At 53.8% G+C, this 23,639-nt stretch carries 18 protein-coding genes, 1 tRNA gene and 1 pseudogene; 6 read left to right on the top strand and 14 right to left on the bottom strand.

Annotated elements, in window-relative coordinates; genetic code table 11:
- Positions 1-6: 6 nt before the first annotated feature.
- The 5 genes from poxB to aqpZ all read right to left on the bottom strand — a co-directional run bounded on the left by poxB (position 7) and on the right by aqpZ (position 6,487).
- On the bottom strand, positions 7-1,725 hold the full coding sequence (poxB, locus tag ACO7SM_RS14265; RefSeq protein WP_490468087.1) for a ubiquinone-dependent pyruvate dehydrogenase: 1,719 nt from the start codon (positions 1,723-1,725) through the stop codon (positions 7-9).
- 197 nt (positions 1,726-1,922) lie between these two features.
- A complete protein-coding gene (gene hcr / locus ACO7SM_RS14260) occupies positions 1,923-2,891 on the bottom strand; it encodes an NADH oxidoreductase (protein WP_490468086.1) in 969 nt (322 codons plus the stop codon).
- Between the two features lie 11 nt (positions 2,892-2,902).
- Positions 2,903-4,555, bottom strand: a complete 1,653-nt coding sequence (hcp, locus tag ACO7SM_RS14255) for a hydroxylamine reductase (RefSeq protein WP_490468085.1) — start codon at positions 4,553-4,555, stop codon at positions 2,903-2,905.
- A 143-nt stretch (positions 4,556-4,698) separates the two neighbouring features.
- The gene (locus ACO7SM_RS14250; protein WP_490468084.1) at positions 4,699-5,598 is read right to left on the bottom strand and encodes a LysO family transporter; all 900 of its coding nucleotides are present in this window, start codon (positions 5,596-5,598) and stop codon (positions 4,699-4,701) included.
- A gap of 151 nt (positions 5,599-5,749) precedes the next feature.
- A complete protein-coding gene (gene aqpZ / locus ACO7SM_RS14245) occupies positions 5,750-6,487 on the bottom strand; it encodes an aquaporin Z (RefSeq protein WP_490468083.1) in 738 nt (245 codons plus the stop codon).
- Positions 6,488-6,922: 435 nt separating this feature from the next.
- Here aqpZ and ACO7SM_RS14240 point away from each other — a divergent pair, with 435 nt between their 5' ends.
- The gene (locus tag ACO7SM_RS14240) at positions 6,923-8,581 is read left to right on the top strand and encodes an ATP-dependent endonuclease (protein ID WP_490468082.1); all 1,659 of its coding nucleotides are present in this window, start codon (positions 6,923-6,925) and stop codon (positions 8,579-8,581) included.
- On the opposite strand, the gene ACO7SM_RS14235 is transcribed toward ACO7SM_RS14240, so the two are convergent.
- Positions 8,578-9,528, bottom strand: coding sequence for a VirK/YbjX family protein (locus ACO7SM_RS14235; protein ID WP_490468081.1), 951 nt, complete (start codon positions 9,526-9,528; stop codon positions 8,578-8,580). The genes ACO7SM_RS14240 and ACO7SM_RS14235 overlap by 4 nt on opposite strands.
- Positions 9,529-9,691: 163 nt before the next feature.
- Between ACO7SM_RS14235 and macA the strand changes: the two genes are divergently transcribed.
- Together macA and macB are read left to right on the top strand one after the other, a co-directional pair.
- Positions 9,692-10,807 (top strand): macrolide transporter subunit MacA, encoded by a 1,116-nt coding sequence (gene macA, locus ACO7SM_RS14230; RefSeq protein WP_490468080.1) that lies wholly within the window; start codon positions 9,692-9,694, stop codon positions 10,805-10,807.
- Complete coding sequence (gene macB, locus ACO7SM_RS14225) at positions 10,804-12,750, top strand: macrolide ABC transporter ATP-binding protein/permease MacB (RefSeq protein WP_490468079.1); 1,947 nt, start codon at positions 10,804-10,806, stop codon at positions 12,748-12,750. Before macA ends, macB begins: the two co-directional genes overlap by 4 nt.
- An 84-nt stretch (positions 12,751-12,834) precedes the next feature.
- Here the strand turns inward: macB and cspD are convergent, their stop codons facing one another.
- Positions 12,835-13,059 carry a cold shock-like protein CspD gene (gene cspD, locus ACO7SM_RS14220; protein WP_162379603.1) on the bottom strand — a complete coding sequence of 75 codons (225 nt, stop codon included), beginning with the start codon at positions 13,057-13,059 and terminating at the stop codon, positions 12,835-12,837.
- A 323-nt stretch (positions 13,060-13,382) separates the two neighbouring features.
- On the opposite strand from cspD, the gene clpS reads away from it, so the two are divergent.
- Both clpS and clpA read left to right on the top strand, forming a co-directional pair.
- Positions 13,383-13,703 carry an ATP-dependent Clp protease adapter ClpS gene (clpS, locus tag ACO7SM_RS14215; protein WP_192611741.1) on the top strand — a complete coding sequence of 107 codons (321 nt, stop codon included), beginning with the start codon at positions 13,383-13,385 and terminating at the stop codon, positions 13,701-13,703.
- 30 nt (positions 13,704-13,733) lie between these two features.
- A complete protein-coding gene (gene clpA / locus ACO7SM_RS14210; RefSeq protein WP_490468078.1) occupies positions 13,734-16,010 on the top strand; it encodes an ATP-dependent Clp protease ATP-binding subunit ClpA in 2,277 nt (758 codons plus the stop codon).
- Between the two features lie 410 nt (positions 16,011-16,420).
- On the opposite strand, the gene ACO7SM_RS14205 is transcribed toward clpA, so the two are convergent.
- From ACO7SM_RS14205 to ACO7SM_RS14195, 3 genes and pseudogenes are all read right to left on the bottom strand, one after another.
- A tRNA-Ser gene (locus ACO7SM_RS14205) sits at positions 16,421-16,508 on the bottom strand.
- A gap of 131 nt (positions 16,509-16,639) precedes the next feature.
- Positions 16,640-16,831 (bottom strand): annotated as a pseudogene (locus ACO7SM_RS14200) (hydrolase); the annotation flags it as partial.
- A gap of 19 nt (positions 16,832-16,850) precedes the next feature.
- A complete protein-coding gene (locus tag ACO7SM_RS14195) occupies positions 16,851-17,711 on the bottom strand; it encodes a pirin family protein (protein WP_490468077.1) in 861 nt (286 codons plus the stop codon).
- Between the two features lie 103 nt (positions 17,712-17,814).
- Between ACO7SM_RS14195 and ACO7SM_RS14190 the strand changes: the two genes are divergently transcribed.
- Positions 17,815-18,729: a LysR family transcriptional regulator gene (locus ACO7SM_RS14190; protein WP_490468076.1), complete on the top strand. Its 915-nt coding sequence runs from the start codon at positions 17,815-17,817 to the stop codon at positions 18,727-18,729.
- Between the two features lie 78 nt (positions 18,730-18,807).
- Here ACO7SM_RS14190 and infA read toward each other — a convergent pair whose 3' ends face one another.
- The 4 genes from infA to cydD all read right to left on the bottom strand — a co-directional run bounded on the left by infA (position 18,808) and on the right by cydD (position 23,549).
- Positions 18,808-19,026, bottom strand: coding sequence for a translation initiation factor IF-1 (infA, locus tag ACO7SM_RS14185; protein ID WP_001040187.1), 219 nt, complete (start codon positions 19,024-19,026; stop codon positions 18,808-18,810).
- Positions 19,027-19,311: 285 nt separating this feature from the next.
- The gene (gene aat, locus ACO7SM_RS14180; RefSeq protein WP_490468075.1) at positions 19,312-20,016 is read right to left on the bottom strand and encodes a leucyl/phenylalanyl-tRNA--protein transferase; all 705 of its coding nucleotides are present in this window, start codon (positions 20,014-20,016) and stop codon (positions 19,312-19,314) included.
- 44 nt (positions 20,017-20,060) lie between these two features.
- Positions 20,061-21,782, bottom strand: coding sequence for a heme ABC transporter ATP-binding protein/permease CydC (gene cydC, locus ACO7SM_RS14175; RefSeq protein WP_490468074.1), 1,722 nt, complete (start codon positions 21,780-21,782; stop codon positions 20,061-20,063).
- The gene (cydD, locus tag ACO7SM_RS14170; protein ID WP_490468073.1) at positions 21,783-23,549 is read right to left on the bottom strand and encodes a heme ABC transporter permease/ATP-binding protein CydD; all 1,767 of its coding nucleotides are present in this window, start codon (positions 23,547-23,549) and stop codon (positions 21,783-21,785) included.
- Positions 23,550-23,639: the final 90 nt, after the last annotated feature.

The following is a 23,639-nucleotide window of genomic DNA, read 5'->3' as shown; positions in this document are numbered from 1 at the left end:
ATTGTTTTACCTGAGCCAGTTGGTTTTTGCCAGTTCGATCACTTCGTCGCCGCGTCCGCTGATGATCGCGCGCAGCATGTACAGGCTAAAACCTTTGGCCTGCTCCAGTTTAATTTGCGGTGGAATGGCCAGCTCTTCTTTCGCGACAACCACGTCGACCAGTACCGGGCCGTCAATGGACATCGCCTTTTGCAGGGCTTCATCGACCTCAGCGGCTTTTTCCACGCGAATACCGGGAATACCGCAGGCTTCGGCGATGCGGGCAAAGTGGGTGTCGTGCAGTTCGGTGCCGTCAGTGAGATAGCCGCCGGCTTTCATTTCCATCGCCACAAATCCCAGCACGCTGTTGTTGAAGACGACAATTTTCACCGGCAGTTTCATCTGCACAACAGAGAGAAAATCGCCCATCAGCATACTGAAACCGCCGTCGCCGCACATCGCCACCACCTGACGCCCCGGTGCAGTCGCCTGTGCGCCGAGCGCCTGCGGCATCGCATTGGCCATTGAACCGTGGTTAAACGATCCGAGCAGGCGGCGTTTGCCGTTCATTTTCAGGTAGCGCGCCGCCCAGACGGTGGGCGTGCCGACATCGCAGGTGAAGATGGCGTCATCGGCGGCGAAATGGCTGATTTGCTGCGCCAGATACTGCGGGTGAATGGCGTTGTCGCTCGGTTTTGCCAGGTCGTCCAGCCCTTTACGCGCGTTGCGATAATGCACCAGCGCCTTATCGAGGAATGTGCGATCGGTTTTTTCCTCCACCAGCGGCAACAGTGCGCCGAGCGTCGATTTGATATCGCCAACCAGCGCCATATCGACCTTACTGTGGGCGCCAATGCTGGCGGGGTTGATATCGACCTGAATAATTTTGGCGTCAGCGGGATAGAAGGCGCGATAGGGGAACTGGGTGCCGAGCAGGATCAGCGTGTCGGCATTCATCATGGTATGAAACCCGGAAGAAAATCCGATAAGCCCCGTCATGCCGACATCGTAGGGGTTGTCGTATTCGACATGCTCTTTCCCGCGCAGGGCGTGAACAATGGGGGCTTTGATTTTGGCGGCAAACTCGACCAACTCAGCATGGGCACCTGCGCAACCGCTGCCGCACATCAGCGCAATATTGCTGGAATAGCGTAACAGTTGCGCCAGTTTTTTGAGCTCTTCGGCGGTGGGCGTGACAACGGGCTGCGGCGCGTGATACCAGTGCGTACTGGCGCCCTCTGGCGCAGGTTTCAGGGCAACGTCGCCCGGCAGCACGACTACCGAAACGCCGCGATTCAGCACTGCCTTACGCATCGCAATCGCCAGAACCTGTGGGATCTGTTCCGGGCTGGAAACCAGCTCGCAATAGTGGCTACATTCACGGAACAACTCTTGCGGGTGGGTCTCCTGGAAATAGCCGCTCCCTATTTCGCTGGAGGGGATATGGGCGGCAATGGCCAGCACGGGAACGTGATTGCGATGACAATCGAACAGACCGTTAATCAGGTGCAGGTTGCCCGGCCCGCAGGAACCTGCACATACCGCCAGTTCGCCCGTCAGTTGCGCCTCTGCACCGGCGGCAAAAGCCGCAACCTCCTCATGGCGGGTCGACATCCATTCAATCGTTCCCATGCGATTAAGGCTGTCACTCAGACCGTTCAGTGAGTCGCCCGTCACACCCCAGATACGTTTCACGCCAGCCTGTTCAAGGGTTTTGGCAATAAAAGTAGCAACGGTTTGTTTCATGGTTTTCCATCTCCTTAAATGTGATACCGGTTACAAGTTTAGTCGAAGATGGCGGTTGTGCTTTTTATTTCCCTTTGTTTTGTATGGATTTAATGCGTTGTGCCGTGCTGCGCGAAGCATAAAAAAACGGCCACCGTTTCCGATGACCGTTTCAGTTGTAGGCTGGATAAGGCGTTTACGCCGCCATCCGGCACGTCTTACGCGAGCACTAAATCGCCCTGTGGATGGCAGGAGCACGCCAGCACATAGCCTTCGGCGATCTCTGCATCGGTCAGCGTCATGGTGCTGGTGACCGTGTAGTTACCATCCACCACTTTGGTTTTGCAGCAACCGCATACACCGGCACGGCAGGCGACGGTAAGCGGTATGTTATTGCTTTCCATCGCTTCCAGCAGCGTGGTGCCGACCGGCGCATAAAACGCTTTCGCGGGCTGAAGCTTCGTGAACTTCAGACCGTCGGTTGCGGCTTCGGCGACGGGGGTGAAGAACTTCTCTTTAAAGAAGCGGGTAACGCCGAGCGCTTTCACTTCCTGCTCAACCAGATCCATATACGGCGCTGGACCACAGGTCATCACGGTACGAGACGTCAGGTCAGGAACACGTTGCAGCAGTTCAGTGGTCAGGCGGCCTGACACAAAACCGTCGGTGGCATCGTTTTCAGCGACCAGCGTCACCGGATACTGACGCCACTCCTGCGCAAAAATGACATCCTGCGGCGAGCGCACATTATAGATAATCTGCACATCGGCCTGCGGGCGATACTTTGCCAACCAACGGCGCATCGACATGATCGGCGTCACGCCGCAGCCGGCCGCCAGCATCAGGAATTTCTCTTCGGCTTTATCTTCGCAGGTAAAGTCGCCCATCGCATCGGAGAGCCAGAGGTAGTCGCCGCGTTTGACATCACGGGTTAACCACTGTGAGCCCGCACCGTCATCAATCCGGCGAACGGTCAGCGTAATGTACTCACTGACGCCCGGCGTGGAAGAGAGAGTGTAAGCACGCAGTGTCTCTGCCGAGTTGCGTACGCTGACCAGCGCATACTGCCCGGCGCGGTACGGATAATAGTCGTGGCACAGCAACGAAATCGTCCAGACATCCGGGGTTTCCTGATGAATGTGATGAACCTGCATCCGCCATGGGCACTGATGGGTTGGCATTGTCATGATGTAACTCCTTACGCGCTCAGCAGTTGCTTCATATCTTCTTCAACGGTGGTGACGGAACGCAGACCAAATTTCTCGTTGAGTACGGCCAGCAGGTCCGGGGTGAAGAAACCTGGCGCTGTAGGGCCGGTGACGATGTTTTTCACACCCAGTGACAGCAGGGTCAGCAGGATAACAATCGCTTTCTGTTCGAACCAGGAAAGCACCAGAGACAGCGGCAGATCGTTCACGCCACAGCCCAGTTTTTCCGCCAGCGTGACCGCCAGAATAATGGCTGAGTAAGCGTCATTACACTGACCTGCATCAACCAGACGCGGCAGACCTTCGATATCGCCGAAGTCCAGTTTGTTGAAACGGTATTTGCCGCAGGCCAGGGTCAGGATCAGGCAGTCATCCGGTACGCTGGTGGCGAAATCGGTGAAGTAGTTACGTTCACCACGCGCGCCGTCGCAACCGCCGACCAGGAAGATGTGACGCAGTTTTTCACGGCTCACCAGATCGATAAGCGTATCCGCAGCGCCCAGCAGCGTCTGACGACCGAAACCCACGGTGATCAGGTGTGGGATCTCGCTGTACGGGAAGCCTGCCATCTGCTGCGCCTGTGCGATGACGGGAGCGAAGTTGTCACCTTCGAGATGGCTAACGCCCGGCCAACCGACGATGCTGCGAGTCCAGATACGGTCATCATACGCGCCAACGGTCGGGTCGATGATGCAGTTAGAGGTCATCACGATTGGGCCTGGGAAGCGGGCGAATTCAACCTGCTGGTTCTGCCAGCCGCTGCCGTAGTTACCGATCAGGTGTTTGAATTTACGCAGTTCCGGGTAACCGTGCGCGGGCAGCATTTCGCCGTGGGTATAGACGTTAACGCCGGTGCCTTCGGTTTGTTCCAGCAGGTTGTAGAGATCTTTCAGGTCGTGACCGGAGATCAGAATACATTTGCCTTCGGTAGCTTTAACGTTGACCTGAGTCGGTGTTGGATGGCCGTATTTAGTGGTTTCACCGGTATCCAGAATGCTCATCACTTTGAAGTTCATCTGACCGATTTCCATTGAGCACTCCAGCAGAGCGTTCATATCGGAAGGCCAGGTGCCCAGCCACGCCATGATTTTGTGGTACTGTGCATAGATATCGTTGTCGTACTGACCGAGTACGTGTGCGTGCTCCATGTATGCCGCAGCGCCTTTCAGGCCGTACAGGCAAAGCAGACGCAGGCCGAGAATGTTCTCGCCAATGGTGGCTTTGTCTTTATTTGGGGTAAATTCAGCGGCCTGACGTTGCAGTGCGCCCAGATCGTCGCTCGCCAGTTGCAGGTCAGCCATTGGATTGTTGACGGTGGCGTTGACGTCGATATTCAGGCACTGTGCTTTCAGTGCTTCACGCATCGCGATGGCTTCGCGGGCGTAGCCGACAATGCGGGGTGAATCGAAGTTAACGTTGGTCAGCGTGGAGAAAAACGCACGCGGCGCAAAGTTATCAATCTCGTGGTCAATGATGCCGTATTCACGGGCTTTAACGGCCCATGCAGACAGACCTTGTAGGGAGGCAATCAGCAGATCCTGAAGATCGGAGGTTTCAGCCGTTTTACCGCACATACCCTGCGCGTAAGAGCAGCCGTTTCCTGCCGGAGTACGGATGGTTTGTTCACATTGCACACAAAACATGGTCACACCTTTTAAAGTTATATTTAATATACATCTTTAAGATTATGCCTGTGCGCGAAGGGATAAAAGGGATTTCTGATACAACTTGCAGGGAGATTGATTTAGCGCAATTTTGGCGGTAGAGCGCTACCGCCAGAGAGGTATCAGGCGGAGAAAAACGCCATCAGTATGGGCACCAGCAGACTCAGTATAAAGCCATGAACAATCGCGGCTGGAACCATCTCCAGACCGCCTGTGCGCTGCAGCACGGGCAGGGTAAAATCCATCGACGTGGCGCCGCACAGCCCTAAAGCGGTAGAGCGGCTACGACGGACTAAGCCGGGGATCAACATGATGGCGATAAGTTCGCGCGCAAGATCGTTAAAGAAGGCGGAACTGCCAATGACCGGGCCGAAGGATTCGGTAAGCAGGATCCCCGAAAGAGAATACCAGCCAAACCCCGATGCCATTGCCAGCGCGGTGTTGAGAGGCAGGTCGAGAATAAACGCATTGATCAGACCGCCCACCAGGGAGCTGGCAACCACCACGACGGCGACAATCATTCCCCGGCGATTCAGCACAATTTGTTTCAGGGTCATGCCGCTGTTACGTAATTGAATCCCTACCAGGAACAATAAAAAGATCAGCGTATATTCGCTGGCTTCGGCCGCGTGTTGTAAAAAGGCCAGCCCGCTGAGTCCGAGCGCAAAACCCAGCACCACGACGCCGCATAATTTAAGCGACTCCAGCGCCATGGCAATACGTGACGGCAGTTTTTCCTGCTGGTGGTTGTGCCGCCAGGGTATTGAGCGTTCCAGCCACAGTAATGCAGCAATATTACACAGCAAAATAACGGTAATACTGACGGCAGAGTAATAAAAAATAGAGAACAGATTACTGGCGAGGTTATCCAGAAACGCCAGACTAATACCCATAAAGAAAAGAATGAGATAAACCATCCAGCTCAGCATCCGATTAATCAGGATTAATGCGGCTTTCTGTCGAAGGGGAACGAGGTAGCCCACCATCAGCGGGAGCAGAATGATTAAGAGTCCTGAAAACATGAACAGCTGGGTCCTTTAATGAGAATCTGTTTAGCGCCAGTGACACTACCCAATTCCGGCTGCGCAGTCAAAGAGCAAAATAAAAGCCGGGTAGCTTACGCTTTACCCGGCTTACATTTATTGCAATTTACGGACCTGTCGGTCAGATACGTTAATTGCTATCTGACACCGCTGCGCGTGCACTATCAGTATCCGTGTCGCGTTTTTCCAGCAGCGTGCGGTAGATAAGACCACCGAGGATGCCGCCAATGATTGGCATCACCCAGAACAGCCACAGTTGTTCCAGCGCCCAACCGCCCTGGAAGAGGGCGACAGCGGTGCTACGTGCCGGGTTAACGGACGTATTGGTCACTGGAATACTGATTAAGTGAATCAGGGTCAGCGCAAGACCAATCGCAATCGGCGCAAAACCTGCCGGCGCGTGTTTATCGGTTGCACCGTGAATCACTAATAAGAAACCGGCGGTCAGGACAATTTCAATGACAATCGCGGAAAGCATTGAATAGCCGCCCGGTGAATGTTCACCGTAGCCGTTTGATGCAAATCCACTGGCGGTCGCATCAAAGCCTGCTTTACCGCTGGCAATAAGATAAAGCACTGCCGCTGCAATAATGCCGCCGACGACCTGAGCGATGATATAACCAATAACGTCTTTCGTCGGGAAACGACCGCCAGCCCATAAACCTAATGTGACTGCCGGGTTAAAATGACCACCCGAAATATGACCAACGGCAAATGCCATGGTTAAAACGGTCAGACCAAATGCCAGCGCAACACCGGCAAATCCAATACCTAATTCAGGAAATGCTGCTGCCAGAACGGCACTCCCGCAACCACCAAAAACAAGCCAGAATGTACCAAAACATTCGGCCGCTAATTTTCTGAACATACCCACCTCAATTTAAAAAATTGGCCATGATTTCTCATACCAACCGTATTTATCGTCGTAAACGGGTGACGATAAAATGCTAGAATCGGTATTTTAAAAATTTTGAAAACGAAAGTCATCCTATACCCGTCAAATAAATCTACGAAATTTGATTTAAGGCAATATGCGGTTGTTTCTTCTGCGTATTTTTCATAAGCCCTCCGTGTCATTCATTTTCACTTGAAGGTGATCTAGTTAAAAGTAATATAATTCATCAATTTAACTATTGTATTATTTATATATTATTGCAATGTGACAGAGCGAAGTATTTTGTGTGACTCGTTCATAATTCAATCAGTTACCTGTTGTGAATGTGCGGACATCACATCAACCGTGAGATTTTACCGTTATACTGCGGATAGCTTAATGGAATAGTGACTCTTTTCTGGAGGAAACATGATTCTCGAACGTGTTGAGATTGTGGGTTTTCGCGGGATCAATCGACTGTCGTTGATGCTGGAGCAAAACAACGTACTGATAGGGGAGAACGCCTGGGGTAAATCCAGTTTACTGGACGCACTGACCCTGTTGCTGTCGCCGGAATCCGATCTTTATCATTTTGTCCGCGAAGATTTCTGGTTTCCTCCCGGCGATATCCATGAGCGGGAACACCATCTGCATATCATTCTTACCTTTCGCGAATCGCAACCGGGTCGCCACCGGGTACGTCGTTACCGCCCACTGGCCGATTGCTGGACACCGTGTCGCGACGACTATCACCGCATTTTTTATCGTCTGGAAGGCGAATGCGGCGAAGACGACAGCGTCATGACGTTGCGCAGTTTCCTTGATGGTGACGGACATCCATTACCTGTTGACGATATTAACGACCAGGCACGGCATCTTATTCGCCTGATGCCGGTACTGCGCCTGCGCGATGCGCGTTTTATGCGCCGGATCCGCAACGGTACGGTGCCCGATATGCCCGATGTGGAAGTGACCGCCAGACAACTGGATTTTCTGGCCCGGGAACTGGCGATGCGTCCCCAGAATCTGACCGATGGTCAGATACGCCAGGGGCTGTCGGCGATGGTGCAATTGCTGGAACATTACTTCTCTGAGCAGGGCACCGGACAAGCGCGCTATCGGTTGATGCGTCGGCGTTCGAATAACGAACAGCGAAGCTGGCGGTATCTGGACATCATCAACCGGATGATCGACAAGCCCGGCGGGCGAACCCACCGGGTGATTCTGCTGGGGCTGTTTTCGACGTTATTACAGGCAAAAGGCACCCTGAGGTTAGATAGAGATGCGCGCCCGCTGTTGCTGGTGGAAGACCCGGAAACGCGGTTGCATCCCATTATGTTGTCGGTCGCCTGGCAGTTATTGAATCTGCTGCCGCTGCAACGTGTGGCCACCACCAATTCTGGCGAGCTGTTGTCGCTCACTCCGGTGGAACATGTTGTTCGCCTGGTGCGTGAATCCTCGCGCGTGGCGGCGTGGCGACTGGGGCCCGGCGGGTTGAGTGCGGAAGATGGACGGCGCATTGCGTTTCATATTCGTTTCAACCGCGCCTCTTCTTTATTTGCGCGCTGTTGGTTGCTGGTCGAGGGGGAGACGGAAACCTGGGTAATCAACGAACTGGCGCGTCAATGCGGGCATCACTTTGATGCTGAAGGGATCAAAGTGATTGAGTTTGCCCAGTCCGGGTTAAAACCGCTGGTGAAATTCGCCCGACGTATGGGGATTGAGTGGCATGTGCTGGTCGACGGCGACGAAGCAGGGAAAAAATATGCCGCTACGGTGCGCGGCTTGCTCGATAACGACAGGGAAGCGGAGCGTGAGCATCTCACCGTATTACCTGCGCTGGATATGGAACATTTTATGTACCGGCAGGGATTTTCAGACGTCTTTCACCGGGTGGCGCAGATCCCGGAAAATATTCCGATGAACATGCGCAAGATTATTTCGAAAGCGATCCATCGCTCATCGAAACCGGATCTCGCCATTGAAGTCACCATGGAAGCAGGGCGGCGCGGCGTTGATGCGGTGCCAACCCTGTTCAGAAAGATGTTCTCGCGTGTGCTCTGGCTGGCGCGTGGCCGGGCCGATTAACGACGGAACAAATCTGACATTTGCGCCTGAATAGCGTCCAGCATCTGATAGCGACGACGGTATTCAGCGCGCTTCTTGCTGGCAATTTCCGACATATCCTTGCGCGTGAGCGAACAGGGAATGTGGTAATACCCTTTCTCATCGCACTCACCCCCGCAGGCCGTCCAAAAAGCATTGTAGTCCGCGTGGATGTTGTCCTCTTTGTCGCGATAGCGCAGGCTGCGGTAAATGTGCGTTTCGTTGCTAACAGCAAGAATTTGCTGGACTTGTAAGCGTTCGGCGAATCGGCACACCGCCTCCATGACCAGACGTTTGGGAAATAATCCATGACACGATTTGGTCGCGCTTTGAATGGCTTCATGGGGGAGTTCGCGCTTGCCGCCCTGTAGCCCGCCAATAAACAGGGTTCGTTTCCCCTGATATTCACACAGCGTGAAGGTGATTTCCGCCAGCGTATCGCCGTCACCGTTACGCACGAGCAGGGTACTGTCACCCTCTTTATCAAGCGAGATCATCATGGTCAGTTCAAGGGTGAAGATCTCCCCATTTTTACCTTCCAGTTGCGCCAGTTGTAGCCCGGATGTATTCATATATGTTCTTAATTCTTCGGGCGTCATAAATGTATGCAGCAGGGCGTAATGATAACGTAATGCTTCCAGTAATTGTTTGCGGTCCAGATTTGCCGCAAGGTAGGGGCGATGAAGGCGAACCGGGAGTCGCGGCTGTCGCGTCAGCAAGACGTTAAGATCCGGCCACTGTGAAAGCTCGGCCATCCATTCACGACTCAAGCGGGGCATCAGCAGGGAGCGCAACATAAATTTCCGCCGGAAACTGCGTTGATGCCAGAATTTCCCCGGGCGCCACAGGCCGCGGGTCAGACTGAAAAATAACCCCAGACTCGTGATGGGGCGAGAAGGAGAAAAAGCATTTTCGGTGAGCTGCGACATATTCAACCATCCAATAAAAAAGGTGTCGCATCGATTTCATCATCAGCAAACTTAACCAAATATCAATAACTCTGTTACTCTCATTGCCTTTCAATACTTGTTTATTATTGGTTGATGTTGGCTCAATCACTCTGGCGCAATAGACGGGGAATTCAGGATTTTTATGAACATCAAGGGAAAACTTAAAAAGCGGTATCTGCTGGCGATAGGGGTCATTATCGTGGGGCTGATTGCTGCCTGGAGAACACTGAATGCGCCGCTGCCTAATTATCAGACGCTGATCGTTCGTCCCGGCGATCTTCAGCAAAGTGTACTTGCCACCGGCAAACTGGATGCGTTGCGTAAAGTCGATGTCGGGGCGCAGGTCAGCGGGCAGTTGAAGACGCTGTCGGTGGCCATTGGCGATAAAGTCAAAAAAGACCAGTTACTCGGCGTTATCGATCCCGAACAGGCGCAAAACCAGATTAGAGAAGTCGAAGCCACGTTGATGGAACTGCACGCCCAGCGACTTCAGGCGCAAGCTGAATGGAAACTGGCGCGCGTGACGCTCTCCCGTCAACAGCAACTGGCAAAAACGCAGGCTGTTTCGCAGCAGGATCTGGACACTGCCGCCACAGAGATGGCCGTTAAGCAGGCGCAAATCGGCACCATAGACGCGCAAATTAAGCGCAATCAGGCGTCTCTGGATACCGCGAAAACCAACCTGGATTACACCCGTATTGTGGCGCCGATGGCAGGGGAAGTGACGCAAATCACCACCCTGCAAGGACAAACCGTGATCGCTGCCCAACAGGCACCGAACATCCTGACGCTGGCGGATATGAGCACAATGCTTGTGAAAGCGCAGGTGTCAGAAGCGGATGTCATTCATTTGAAACCGGGGCAAAAGGCCTGGTTCACTGTGCTTGGCGATCCTCAGACGCGTTACGAAGGCGCGCTGAAAGACGTTCTGCCGACGCCTGAAAAAGTCAACGATGCCATTTTCTACTATGCCCGTTTTGAAGTGCCTAATCCGAATGGCATTTTGCGTCTCGACATGACGGCTCAGGTTCATATTCAGCTCACTGACATTAAAAATGTCCTGACCATTCCACTCTCTGCGCTGGGCGACCCGATTGGAAACAATCGCTATAAAGTCACCCTGCTGCGCAACGGAGAAACCCGTGAACGGGAAGTGTCGATTGGTTCGCGTAATGATACCGATGTGGAGATCGTCAAAGGCCTGGAAGAGGGTGATGAAGTCGTTACCGGTGAGGGCAAACCGGGAGCGGCGCAATGACGGCATTGCTTGAACTGAACGATATTCGCCGTAGCTATCCGTCAGGTGAGGAGCAGGTGGAGGTGCTTAAAGGCATCTCGCTGCACATTCAGGCGGGTGAAATGGTGGCGATTGTCGGCGCTTCAGGTTCGGGTAAATCCACACTGATGAATATTCTGGGGTGCCTGGATAAACCCACCAGCGGCACCTATCGGGTGGCAGGACGGGATGTTTCTACCCTCGACGCAGACGCGCTGGCGCAGTTGCGGCGTGAGCACTTTGGCTTTATTTTCCAGCGTTATCATCTGCTTTCACATTTGACGGCGACGCAAAACGTCGAGGTACCGGCGGTGTATGCCGGCACCGAACGTAAACAGCGACTGGCGCGCGCGCAGGATCTCCTGCAACGGCTGGGGCTGGGCGATCGTCTGGATTACCCGCCATCCCAGCTTTCTGGCGGGCAACAGCAGCGCGTCAGCATTGCCCGTGCGCTGATGAACGGCGGGCAGGTTATCCTGGCAGATGAGCCTACGGGGGCACTGGACAGCCGTTCTGGCGAAGAGGTGATGGCAATCCTGCATCAACTGCGCGATCGCGGTCATACGGTCATTATCGTCACCCACGATCCGCAGGTCGCGGCACAGGCTGAACGGGTGATTGAAATCCGCGATGGCGAGATCGTGCGTAACCCGCCGCCGAAAAAAACGGCCAGCGGAGAGAATAGTGTCGGATCTGCCGTTAAGACCGGCTCCGGCTGGAATCAGTTTATCAGCGGTTTTCGCGAAGCGCTGACCATGGCGTGGCTGGCCATGGCGGCTAATAAAATGCGCACGTTGCTCACGATGCTGGGGATTATCATCGGTATCGCATCGGTGGTGTCGATTGTGGTGGTGGGTGACGCGGCAAAGCAACTGGTGCTGGCGGATATCCGTTCCATCGGAACCAATACTATTGATATCTATCCCGGCAAAGATTTTGGCGATGACGACCCGCAGTATCAGCAGGCGCTGAAATACGACGATTTGACGGCGATCCAAAAACAACCCTGGGTCAGTTCCGCGACGCCTGCGGTTTCGCAGAATCTGCGCTTACGTTACGCAAATATCGATGTGGCGGCCAGCGCCAATGGCGTCAGCGGGGATTATTTTAACGTTTACGGGATGAGTTTCAGCGAAGGAAATACCTTTAATCGTGAACAGCTAAACGGGCGGGCGCAGGTGGTAGTACTGGACAAAAACACCCGACGCCAGCTCTTTCCGAACAAAACTACGGTGGTGGGCGAAGTCATTCTGGTCGGCAATATGCCTGCCACGGTGATTGGCGTAGCGGAAGAGAAACAGTCGATGTTTGGCAGCAGTAAAATCCTCAGAGTCTGGCTGCCGTATAGCACGATGTCAGGGCGGGTGATGGGGCAATCGTGGCTGAATTCGATTACGGTTCGTGTGAAAGAAGGTTTTGACAGTGCGCAGGCGGAACAACAGCTCACCCGTTTGCTGACGTTACGCCACGGTAAAAAGGATTTCTTTGCCTGGAATATGGACGGCGTCCTGAAAACGGCTGAAAAGACCACCCGTACTCTGCAACTGTTTCTGACCCTGGTGGCGGTGATCTCGCTGGTTGTCGGCGGGATAGGCGTCATGAACATTATGCTGGTTTCGGTAACGGAGCGTACGCGGGAGATCGGTATCCGTATGGCGGTAGGCGCACGCGCCAGCGACGTGCTACAGCAGTTCTTAATTGAAGCGGTTTTGGTGTGTCTGGTGGGCGGAGCCTTAGGTATTGGCCTGTCGATGTTGATCGCCTTTACGCTGCAACTGTTTTTACCCGGCTGGGAAATCGGTTTCTCGCCGATAGCCCTGATTACCGCTTTTTTGTGTTCAACATTTACCGGGATTTTATTCGGTTGGTTACCGGCGCGAAACGCCGCCCGACTGGATCCTGTCGATGCGCTCGCCAGAGAATAATGTGTTGTATTCCTTCAAAAATAAAAATGCCAGCCCTGGGGGCTGGCATTTTGACTGCAGGATGTACACAATGAGACAGAAGAGCTATGCGACAGCTTCTGCTTCAATGATAGGCACGATGACACTGGCGTGATTGCCTTTTGGCCCCTGGTGAACATCAAACTGGACTGATTGTCCGGCTTTTAGCGTTCTGTAGCCATCCATCTGGATGGTAGAGTAATGGGCGAAAATATCTTCGCCGCCGCCTTCAGGGCAAATGAAACCAAACCCTTTGGCATTGTTGAACCACTTAACAGTACCCGTTTCCATGCTTCGACATCCTTCGTAAATCTTATATAAGTAAGATGGAATGAACCGGTGGTCGAGCGGAGGCTGTTCAAAACCTCGCCAACTCTCGAGAGTACAATTTAGAGAAATCAGGCGAGCCGTCAAGCATTTGGCGGGGGGGGTAGGGTAAAAATGAATCAAAATTTTGAAGCAGTTAACGCTATTGCCGGGGAATGTGACAGATGTCGCGGATGACAGTGATAGATGATAGTTATCTATTAATTGAGGTAAATTACTTGTGCGCATACGCTCTTGTCAGCGGCAGAGTAACTGCCAGTAACCGTAACTGAAGATGACGACTGACAATGGGTAAGACGAAAGACTGGCTGGACTTTGACCAGCTTGCGGAAGATCAAGTGCGTGACGCGCTAAAACCGCCATCTATGTATAAAGTGATATTAGTCAATGATGATTACACTCCGATGGAGTTTGTTATTGACGTGTTACAAAAATTCTTTTCTTATGATGTAGAACGTGCAACTCAATTGATGCTCGCCGTTCACTACCAGGGTAAGGCCATTTGCGGAGTCTTTACCGCCGAGGTTGCAGAAACCAAAGTGGCGATGGTGAACAGGTATGCGAGGGAGAACGAGCATCCATTGCTGTGTACGCTGGAAAAAGCCTGAATGCAGGCATAAAAATTGGGGGAGGTGCCTATGCTCAATCAAGAACTGGAACTCAGTTTAAACATGGCTTTCGCCAGAGCGCGCGAGCACCGTCATGAGTTTATGACCGTCGAGCACTTGTTACTGGCGTTGCTCAGTAACCCATCAGCCCGCGAAGCGCTGGAAGCGTGTTCCGTGGATCTGGTTGCGCTCCGTCAGGAACTCGAAGCCTTCATTGAACAAACCACACCCGTTCTGCCTGCCAGCGAAGAAGAACGCGACACGCAGCCGACGTTGAGTTTTCAGCGTGTGCTGCAACGCGCCGTCTTCCACGTTCAGTCCTCCGGTCGTAGTGAAGTTACCGGCGCTAACGTACTGGTTGCTATTTTCAGCGAACAGGAATCACAAGCGGCCTATCTGCTGCGTAAGCACGAAGTCAGCCGTCTTGATGTGGTGAACTTTATTTCTCACGGGACGCGTAAAGATGAGCCGAGTCAGTCTTCTGACTCAGGCAACCAACCGAATAACGAAGAGCAGGCTGGCGGGGAGGAACGTATGGAGAATTTTACGACTAACCTTAACCAGCTTGCGCGCGTGGGGGGGATCGATCCGCTGATTGGCCGTGAGAAAGAGCTGGAGCGTGCCATTCAGGTTCTGTGCCGCCGTCGTAAGAATAACCCGCTGCTGGTGGGTGAATCCGGTGTCGGTAAAACGGCGATTGCGGAAGGGCTCGCCTGGCGTATTGTCCAGGGCGATGTGCCGGAAGTGATGGCGGATTGCACCCTCTACTCACTGGATATTGGCTCGCTGCTGGCAGGAACCAAATATCGCGGTGACTTTGAAAAACGCTTTAAAGCGCTGCTGAAACAGCTGGAGCAGGACACCAACAGTATCCTGTTCATCGATGAGATCCACACCATTATTGGCGCCGGAGCGGCATCGGGCGGCCAGGTGGATGCGGCAAATCTGATCAAACCGTTGCTCTCCAGCGGCAAGATCCGCGTGATCGGTTCTACGACCTATCAGGAATTCAGCAATATTTTCGAGAAAGACCGTGCTCTGGCGCGTCGCTTCCAGAAAATCGATATTACTGAGCCGTCGGTGGAAGAAACCGTGCAGATTATTAACGGTCTGAAACCGAAGTACGAAGCGCACCATGATGTTCGCTATACCGCGAAAGCGGTGCGGGCGGCGGTAGAACTGGCGGTGAAATATATCAATGACCGTCATCTGCCGGATAAAGCGATTGACGTGATCGACGAAGCGGGGGCGCGTGCGCGTCTGATGCCGATCAGCAAGCGCAAGAAAACCGTCAACGTGGCGGATATTGAATCCGTGGTAGCGCGAATTGCGCGTATCCCTGAGAAGAGCGTCTCGCAGAGCGATCGCGACACGCTGAGAAATCTCGGCGACCGTCTGAAAATGCTGGTCTTTGGTCAGGATAAAGCCATTGAGGCGCTGACTGAAGCCATCAAGATGAGTCGCGCAGGACTGGGACATGAGCATAAACCTGTCGGTTCCTTCCTGTTCGCAGGGCCAACCGGCGTGGGTAAAACAGAGGTCACGGTACAACTCTCCAAAGCGCTGGGGATTGAACTGCTGCGTTTTGATATGTCCGAGTATATGGAACGTCACACCGTCAGCCGTTTGATCGGTGCGCCTCCGGGATATGTTGGGTTTGATCAGGGCGGTTTACTGACGGATGCGGTCATTAAACACCCGCACGCCGTGTTGCTGCTGGATGAAATCGAGAAGGCGCACCCGGATGTCTTTAACCTGCTGTTGCAGGTGATGGATAACGGTACGCTGACCGATAATAACGGCCGCAAAGCGGATTTCCGCAATGTGGTGCTGGTGATGACCACTAACGCTGGCGTGCGTGAAACTGAACGTAAATCCATTGGCCTCATTCATCAGGATAACAGTACGGATGCGATGGGTGAGATCAAGAAAGTCTTTACGCCGGAATTCCGTAACCGTCTCGACAACATTATTTGGTTCGATCACTTGTCTACCGAGGTGATTCATCAGGTTGTTGATAAGTTTATTGTCGAGTTGCAGGTTCAACTGGATCAGAAAGGCGTCTCCCTGGAAGTTAGCCAGGAAGCGCGTGACTGGCTGGCTGAGAAGGGCTACGACCGGGCAATGGGCGCGCGTCCAATGACTCGCGTGGTGCAGGACAACCTGAAAAAACCGCTGGCTAACGAGTTGCTGTTTGGCTCGCTGGTGGACGGTGGGCAGGTAACTGTTGCCCTCGATAAAGAGAAGAATGAGCTGACGTATGGTTTCCAGAGTGCGCAAAAGCACAAGCCAGAAGCCGCGCATTAATTTCTTATCATCTGATAAACCGGGCCACAGTGAACTGAGCCCGGTTTTTTTTGCCTTTTGTATGTCGGATGGCGGCATACGCCTTATCCGAACTACGATGCGTGCTTATTTTTAGGCCGGATTAGGTGCCTGCATCGCCATACGGGAATAATTGCGGGCAGCGGTGCTGCTGGCATATGCAACATGCGAAAAAAAAAGCCCGTACTTACGTACGAGCTCTTTCTTAAATATGGCGGTGAGGGGGGGATTGACTCGCTTTGCTCGCCCTACGGGCAGCCCACTCACTGTGTTCGTGGTCTGTCCAACTGGCTGCGCCAGTTGTCGAACCCCGGTCGGGGCTTCTCATCCCCCCGGCGTGTGCGACATGCGAAAAAAAAGCCCGTACTTACGTACGAGCTCTTTCTTAAATATGGCGGTGAGGGGGGGATTCGAACCCCCGATACGTTGCCGTATACACACTTTCCAGGCGTGCTCCTTCAGCCACTCGGACACCTCACCATATTGTATTGCTGCCTGACCGCGTGGGGGGGCAACGGGGCGCTACTATAGGGAGTTGCGCTAAAACGGTCAAGCAGTATTTACGCTTTCACTCTCATTTGGTTACGCAATATACATCTTCCTGTCCTAAGCGGTGAATTGGTATGGATCTCCGGGATCAGCGTTGCCATTTTAGCCAGCGCGGCAGCGCGTGCGCGCAGTCCTGGCATTGGCATATCACCTACGGTCTGAAATAGACCGTTCTGGTTATCGATCAACAGCATCACGGAATCATTCACATCGATAACCGGACACAAACCCTTAAAATTAGCAGGACTGGACAGGGTATTCTCCTCAATGTTTTCAGATTTGGCCAAAACGACCAGCGTTAAAATCGCGAACAGCCTCAGCGATTTCTTGCTTTGTGTTCATCACAAAGGGGCCATAACCGACAATCGGTTCATTTAACGGTTCCCCCGCCAGCAACAGAACGGTAGCGTCACTGCTGGCACCGAGATGGAAGGCTTCTTGCTGCTGGCTCAGTACCGCCATCTGCGCTTCATTGACTGGCGTGGCGCCGTTTACCGTAATGCTGCCTTTCAGGACAATCAGCGCGGTGCTCCAGCCTGCGGGCTGAGAAAGCGTGATGTCGCAGCCTTGCTGTAAACGCATATCCCAGACATTCAGCGGCGAGAAGGTGTGTGCCGGGCCTTTTGTTCCCAGAAAGTCGCCAGCGATTACCCGCGCCGTGCCTGCCTCGCCAGGTAACGCCACGGTGGGAATTAAGGCACTGCTGATACTCTGGTAGCCCGCAGCAGTCATTTTGTCTTTGGCGGGCAGATTTACCCACAATTGCACCATCTCCAGCTCTCCCCCGCGTTCAGTAAATGCAGGAGAGTGAAATTCTTCGTGCAGAATGCCCGCGCCTGCCGTCATCCACTGCACGTCGCCTGGGCCGATGATGCCGCCGCGACCGGTTGAATCGCGATGCTCAACTTCACCGCTGTAAACGAGGGTGACCGTTTCGAACCCACGGTGAGGATGCTCACCAACGCCGCGTTTTTCAGTGCCCGGCGCGAAGGTGTGGGGGCCTGCGTAATCCAGCAGCAGGAACGGGCTCAACGCTTGCGCATGGGACTGGTAAGAGAACAGCGAACGAACCGGGAATCCATCGCCAACCCAGTGCGGGCGCGGTGCGGTGTAGACGCCTGTTACGTGTTTCATCTTTATCTCCTCAATGGCGTAGTGGTGTTTCCAATAAGCTTATATTCATGACAATAAGGTGTATAGTGGCTAAAATGGCATAGACTGTTCTAAAATTGGGACAATGAAATTGAAACCGGATCTCAATGATTTTGCGTGGTTTGTTCATGTCGTCGAGGAGGGGGGATTTGCTGCGGCAGGTCGCACGCTCGATGAACCTAAGTCAAAACTCAGTCGACGTATCGCGCAACTTGAGGATCGTCTGGGCGTCAGGCTGATTCAGCGTACGACACGGCAGTTCAATGTGACTGAAGTCGGGCAGACGTTTTATGAGCATTGCAAAGCGATGCTGGTTGAGGCACAGGCGGCGCAAGATGCTATCGCTGCGCTACAGGTGGAGCCGCGCGGCGTGGTGAAGCTGACTTGCCCTGTCACGTTGTTGCACGCGCATATCGGCCCGATGCTGGCAAAATTTTTGGCGCGCTATCCCGATGTTGCACTGCAACTGGAAGCGACCAATCGTCGTGTTGATGTGGTGGGTGAGGGGATTGATATTGCGATTCGCGTCAGGCCGCGTCCTTTTGAGGATAGCGATCTGGTGATGCGCGTCTTATCCGATCGCGGACATCGCCTGTTTGCCAGTCCGGCATTGATCGCCCGGATGGGGCCTCTTTCTTCTCCCGCTGAGCTCAACAACTGGCCGGGTCTGAGTCTCGCCGCCGGAAAACATATACACCGTTGGGAATTATTTGGCGCTGAAGGGGCGAGGGCCGAAGTGCATTTTACGCCGCGTTTGATTACCACCGATATGCTGGCGTTACGTGAGGCGGCTGTCGCGGGCGTTGGCGTTGTACAGTTACCGGTATTGATGGTCAAAGAGCAACTGGCTGCGGGTGAGCTGGTCGCGTTGCTGGATGGCTGGGAGCCGAAAAGGGAAGTCATCCACGCGGTATTTCCTTCTCGACGTGGATTGCTGCCTTCCGTACGTGCATTAGTCGATTTCTTAACGGAAGAATATGCACGGATGGTAGAAGATTAACGCCTGACATTGCGCCCACAAAAAAGGCCGGATAAACCGACCTTTTATTATCTTTACGCCATTCGGGCGTGAAAACAATCAGCGACTACGGAAGACAATGCGGCCTTTGCTCAGGTCGTACGGGGTCAGCTCAACAGTCACTTTGTCGCCCGTCAGGATGCGGATATAGTTTTTACGCATTTTACCGGAGATGTGTGCAGTAACCACGTGACCGTTTTCTAACTCTACGCGGAACATGGTATTAGGTAACGTTTCAAGAACGGTACCCTGCATTTCAATATTGTCTTCTTTGGCCATCTAATCCTCTGGGGTATCACTACCGTAATTTGAACCGGCAAGATAATGCCGAAGTTCTTTTAATAAGTAAAGATTTGCGCGTTTAAAACACAGCAAATCAGGTTTGGCGCATTACTCCGATCACACACGGCGAAGCCGCACTTAAAGCGCAACGTATAAGGGAGCGATGAGATAAACGATGGGCGTTACCTGACGCGAACTGTTCCTTAACGGCGGCGGGGTAATGGGCATAACCTGCTCAGCGGCACAATTATAACACCCCAACAAAAAATGTGCCGAAAACATTCACTCCTCAGGTGAAAATAACGTGCGAGGCACCCAAAAAAGGGCTGGGAGCCGCTGCGGGCGCATTATGCTGAGGTGTTCAAGGTACTCACGGCGGGCTATTTCCACCGCCCCCAGTGACGCGGTATGGGTATTTAACACCTGGCAGTCGATCAGTTTTCCCCCCTGACGGCGAAATTCAGCACAAAAAACAAACAGTGCTGTTTTGGAGGCATTTTCCTGGCGGCTGAACATCGACTCACCGCAAAAAAGGGTGCCTTGCGATACGCCGTACATTCCGCCCACTAATTCATTGTGGCGCCATACTTCAATGGAGTGCGCATGGCCCAATTCATGCAAACGATGATAAGCCTCTACCACATCGCGCGTTATCCATGTTCCTTCCTCGCGATCGTTGGCACAGCCTTCAATGACCTGGTCAAAAGCATAGTTCAGCGTCACCCGATAGGGCGAGTGTTTGTGAAAGCGCTTCATACTACGACTGAGATGAAAATGCTCTGGCCATAAAACAGCGCGAGGATCGGGCGACCACCAGAGAATCGGATCGCCAGGCGAAAACCACGGAAATATGCCCCGCTGGTACGCCATTAATAAGCGGGCGGGGCTAAGATCGCCCCCAAGGGCTAATAACCCATTGGGCTCGCGCAAAGCGCCTTCCGGGGAAGGGAAGGCTATTGAGTGGCGAGAAAGCTGAACCAGGCGCATGACAGCATAACTCCAGTACGCAAGTCGGATCGTTCAATAATAGCTTACAGACGTTGCTTAAACTGGTAATAACGACCCTGCCTGGCTAACAGATCTGCGTGATTACCTTGCTCAATAATTTGCCCGTTGTCCATCACTATTATTTGATCAAAACGCGACAGCCCGCGCAGGCGGTGTGTGACCATTAACAACGTTTTGTTTCGCATAACATCAGCAAGCAATTCAAGCATTTGGCTTTCAGTTGTGGCGTCTAAACCCTCGGTCGGTTCATCCAGCAACATCAGCGGGGCGTCGTGCAATAATGCGCGGGCGATAGCCAGACGGCGAAGTTCACCGCCGGATAACTGACGACCTCCTTCACCTAACCAGCTATTAAGCCCGCCATCGTCGAGTAATTTCTCCAGACCGACACGGCACAGCATTTCTGACAGCGCTTCGTCGCTGGTGCCAGGCGCCGCCAACAGAAGGTTGTCACGCAGCGTGGCGCTGAACAGATGTACGCGCTGCGGTACGACGCTAATGGTGGCGCGTAGCGTCGTTTCGTTAAGCGTTGAAATCGGCTGATTGTTGATGAGGATCTCGCCCTGCTGCGGATCCCACGCTCGGGTCAGTAACTGCAATAGCGTCGATTTGCCGCAGCCCGTACGCCCAAGAATGGCAATATGCTCGCCCGAATTCGCGTGCAATGAGAGGGAGTCCAGTGCTTTTTGCGATTGCTCAGGATAGCTGAACGAAATATCACGCATCGTCAGCGTTACCTGCTCTGGCACCGCTGAATCCGTATCCGGAAATTCCACCTCGGGTTTCTGTTCGGTGAGATCGGTAATACGCAGCGCGGAGGAGATAACCTGACCAAGATGCTGGAACGCGCCTGTCACGGGGGCCAGTGCCTCAAATGCCGCCAGTGCGCAAAAGACGAAGAGTGCAATAAGCGCGCCGGGTTTGTCGTTGCCACCCACGCCGCCGGAGGCCATCCACAGCATTAACATGACCGCCATCGCGCCAATCAACAGCATGACGGCCTGAGACAGCGCGGTCAGCTCAGACTGATGGCGTTGCGCTTCATGCCACTGCAATTCTGTGCTTTCCATCTGCGCCCGGTAGCGATCGCTGGCGCCAAAGATTGTCAATTCCGCTTGTCCTTGCAGCCAGGCGGTGAGCTGCTGGCGATACTGTCCACGCAGGTGGGTCAGGCTGTGTCCGGTACTCTTCCCCGCGCGGTAAAACAGCGGAGGCAGAATGAACAACGTCAGCAGCATAACCCCCCCCAGCGTTATCGCGAGGGTGACATCGAGAAAACTCAGGCCCAGGGTGACGACCATAATCACCACAAAGGCGCCCACGATTGGAGAGATGACGCGCAAATAGAGATGATCGAGCGTATCGACGTCGGCAACCACGCGGTTAAGCAATTCCCCCTGGCGATAACGGGCAAGCCCGGCCGGAGAGAGCGGCAACAGTTTGCTGAAGGTATAAATTCGCAGATGCTGCAGGACGCGAAACGTCGCGTCGTGGCTCACTAACCGTTCAAAATAGCGACCCGCAGTCCGGGTAATCGCTGCACCACGTACGCCTGCGGCAGGCAGCATATAGTTAAAACTGTATATACCGGTAACACCCACGACGGCGGAAGCGGAGAGGAACCAGCCGGAGAGTGTCAACAACCCAATGCTGGCCAGCAGCGTGACGATCGCCAGCACGATCCCGAGCGTTAACATCCATTTATGGCGCTTGTAGAGCGCTAAATAGGGGAGCAAGGCGCGCATTCAGATGTCCTCCTGACGGTGAGCCAATAACGTGGCAAACGGCCCGTTGGCGGTACTGAGTTGGGTATAGTGACCCTGTTCGACAATGTGCCCGTCCTGCATTACCCAAATGGCATCCCAGTCGGCCAGATCTTCGAGTTGGTGGGTGACCATCAAGGTGGTCTGGCGCCGGGATGCGGCGTTCAATGCCTGCATAACGCGCTGTTCGCTGTGCGCGTCCAGGCTGGCTGCTGGCTCATCAAGCAACAGCAGTTTGCACGGGTTCAACAACGCGCGGGCAACCGCTACGCGCTGCGCCTGACCGACGGACAGTCGGCCAGCCTGATCGCCTGTCGGCGTGTCCAGGCCTTGCGGCAGCATCGGCAGAAACTCACTGACCCAGGCGTTGTCGAGCGCGGCTTTGAGCTCTTGCTCAGTAGCATTCGGACGCGCTAACAACACATTTTCCCGTAATGTTGCCGCAGGCAGTTGCGGATTTTGCCCGACCCAGGAAAGCTGCTTACGCCAGGAGTCGGGAGACAAATCGCGCAGTTCGATGTCGTTAACACGCAATGATCCCTGGTAGGAAAGAAAACCGGACAGTGCATTCAGCAGAGAACTTTTCCCTGAACCACTGCGCCCGACCAGCACCGCGCGGTGGCCTGCTGGCAGTGAGAAATTCAACGGGCCGGCGAGTATTTTACCCTCCGGGGAGGTGATAATGAGATCCCTGGCCTCAATCGAGACAGGGTCTTTCGTCGCCAGCTCAATATCGCCACGTTCCGGGTGGGCGAGGGGCGTTTCCATAAACGTTTTCAGGCTGTCAGCGGCACCCACCGCCTGGGCTTTGGCGTGATAAAACGTGCCAAGGTCGCGTAAAGGCTGAAAGAACTCAGGGGCAAGAATCAGCGCCAGGAAACCGGCGGCAAGCGTGACGCTGGTGCCATAGTGCCCGAAGTTAAGTTCGCCAAGATAAGAAAAACCGAAGTAGACGGCGACCAGCGCGATGGAAAGCGAGGTAAAGAATTCCAGGACGCCCGAAGATAAAAAGGCGAGGCGCAAGACCTCCATGGTGCGTTGGCGAAAATCCTGCGAGGCGGCGCGAATGCTTTCGGTTTCTGCTTCCCCACGCCCAAAAATGCGTAATGTTTCCATACCGCGCAGGCGATCGAGAAAATGACCGCTCAGACGTGCAAGCGCCTGGAAATTACGCCGGTTGGCATCTGCGGCCCCCATGCCAACCATCGCCATAAATAACGGAATCAGCGGCGCTGTTCCGAGCAGGATCAGCGCGGCAGCCCAGTTGGTCGGAAAAATGGCAGCGACGATCAGCAATGGCACGCAGACGGCAAGCGCCATTTGTGGAAGATAGCGCGCATAGTAATCGTGCATATCGTCAATCTGTTCAAGTATCAGCGTTGCCCAGCTTCCCGCAGGCTTTCCCTGAATCCACGCCGGCCCTGCCTGTTGCAGACGATCCAACACCTGGCGACGTATTTCGAAGCGAATATGCTGTCCGGCATGAAAACCGACCCGTTCACGCAGCCAGACGACCCAGGCGCGGAGGATAAAAATCAGTGCCAGCACGATAAAAGGGAGGAGGAGGGCTTCACGAGGAATGTTCTCCATAATCATATGCTGCAGAATACGCGCCATGATCCAGGCTTGAGCGACAATCAGTAAGCCGCTGACAAATCCCAACAGACGAGAAATGTTCAGCCAGCGCTGAGAGAGGACGCTTTGCTGTTTTAACCAGCGAGTTAACTCTTTTTGACGGGTTTTATTCATTGCACGCTTAGCAGGTGAGTTATCAGAATTTTAGGCAGGGCAATGTTACAACGGGGCAAAAATAAAGGCGACTTATAGTCGCCTTTTTTA

This window comes from Citrobacter sp. LJND-P06 (genome assembly GCF_058188415.1).
The sequence above is the reverse complement of the archived record's forward strand: the minus strand, read 5'-3'. Positions and strand labels throughout refer to the sequence as shown.

Coding starts and splice junctions, on each gene's coding strand:
- infA (WP_001040187.1), bottom strand. CDS start 19,026: ATGGCCAAAGAAGACAATATTGAAATGCAGGGTACCGTTCTTGAAACG.
- cspD (WP_162379603.1), bottom strand. CDS start 13,059: ATGGAAACGGGTACTGTTAAGTGGTTCAACAATGCCAAAGGGTTTGGT.
- aat (WP_490468075.1), bottom strand. CDS start 20,016: ATGCGCCTGGTTCAGCTTTCTCGCCACTCAATAGCCTTCCCTTCCCCG.
- ACO7SM_RS14235 (WP_490468081.1), bottom strand. CDS start 9,528: ATGTCGCAGCTCACCGAAAATGCTTTTTCTCCTTCTCGCCCCATCACG.
- macB (WP_490468079.1), top strand. CDS start 10,804: ATGACGGCATTGCTTGAACTGAACGATATTCGCCGTAGCTATCCGTCA.
- hcr (WP_490468086.1), bottom strand. CDS start 2,891: ATGACAATGCCAACCCATCAGTGCCCATGGCGGATGCAGGTTCATCAC.
- ACO7SM_RS14240 (WP_490468082.1), top strand. CDS start 6,923: ATGATTCTCGAACGTGTTGAGATTGTGGGTTTTCGCGGGATCAATCGA.
- macA (WP_490468080.1), top strand. CDS start 9,692: ATGAACATCAAGGGAAAACTTAAAAAGCGGTATCTGCTGGCGATAGGG.
- poxB (WP_490468087.1), bottom strand. CDS start 1,725: ATGAAACAAACCGTTGCTACTTTTATTGCCAAAACCCTTGAACAGGCT.
- cydC (WP_490468074.1), bottom strand. CDS start 21,782: ATGCGCGCCTTGCTCCCCTATTTAGCGCTCTACAAGCGCCATAAATGG.
- hcp (WP_490468085.1), bottom strand. CDS start 4,555: ATGTTTTGTGTGCAATGTGAACAAACCATCCGTACTCCGGCAGGAAAC.
- ACO7SM_RS14190 (WP_490468076.1), top strand. CDS start 17,815: ATGAAATTGAAACCGGATCTCAATGATTTTGCGTGGTTTGTTCATGTC.
- ACO7SM_RS14250 (WP_490468084.1), bottom strand. CDS start 5,598: ATGTTTTCAGGACTCTTAATCATTCTGCTCCCGCTGATGGTGGGCTAC.
- clpA (WP_490468078.1), top strand. CDS start 13,734: ATGCTCAATCAAGAACTGGAACTCAGTTTAAACATGGCTTTCGCCAGA.
- cydD (WP_490468073.1), bottom strand. CDS start 23,549: ATGAATAAAACCCGTCAAAAAGAGTTAACTCGCTGGTTAAAACAGCAA.
- clpS (WP_192611741.1), top strand. CDS start 13,383: ATGGGTAAGACGAAAGACTGGCTGGACTTTGACCAGCTTGCGGAAGAT.
- ACO7SM_RS14195 (WP_490468077.1), bottom strand. CDS start 17,711: ATGAAACACGTAACAGGCGTCTACACCGCACCGCGCCCGCACTGGGTT.
- aqpZ (WP_490468083.1), bottom strand. CDS start 6,487: ATGTTCAGAAAATTAGCGGCCGAATGTTTTGGTACATTCTGGCTTGTT.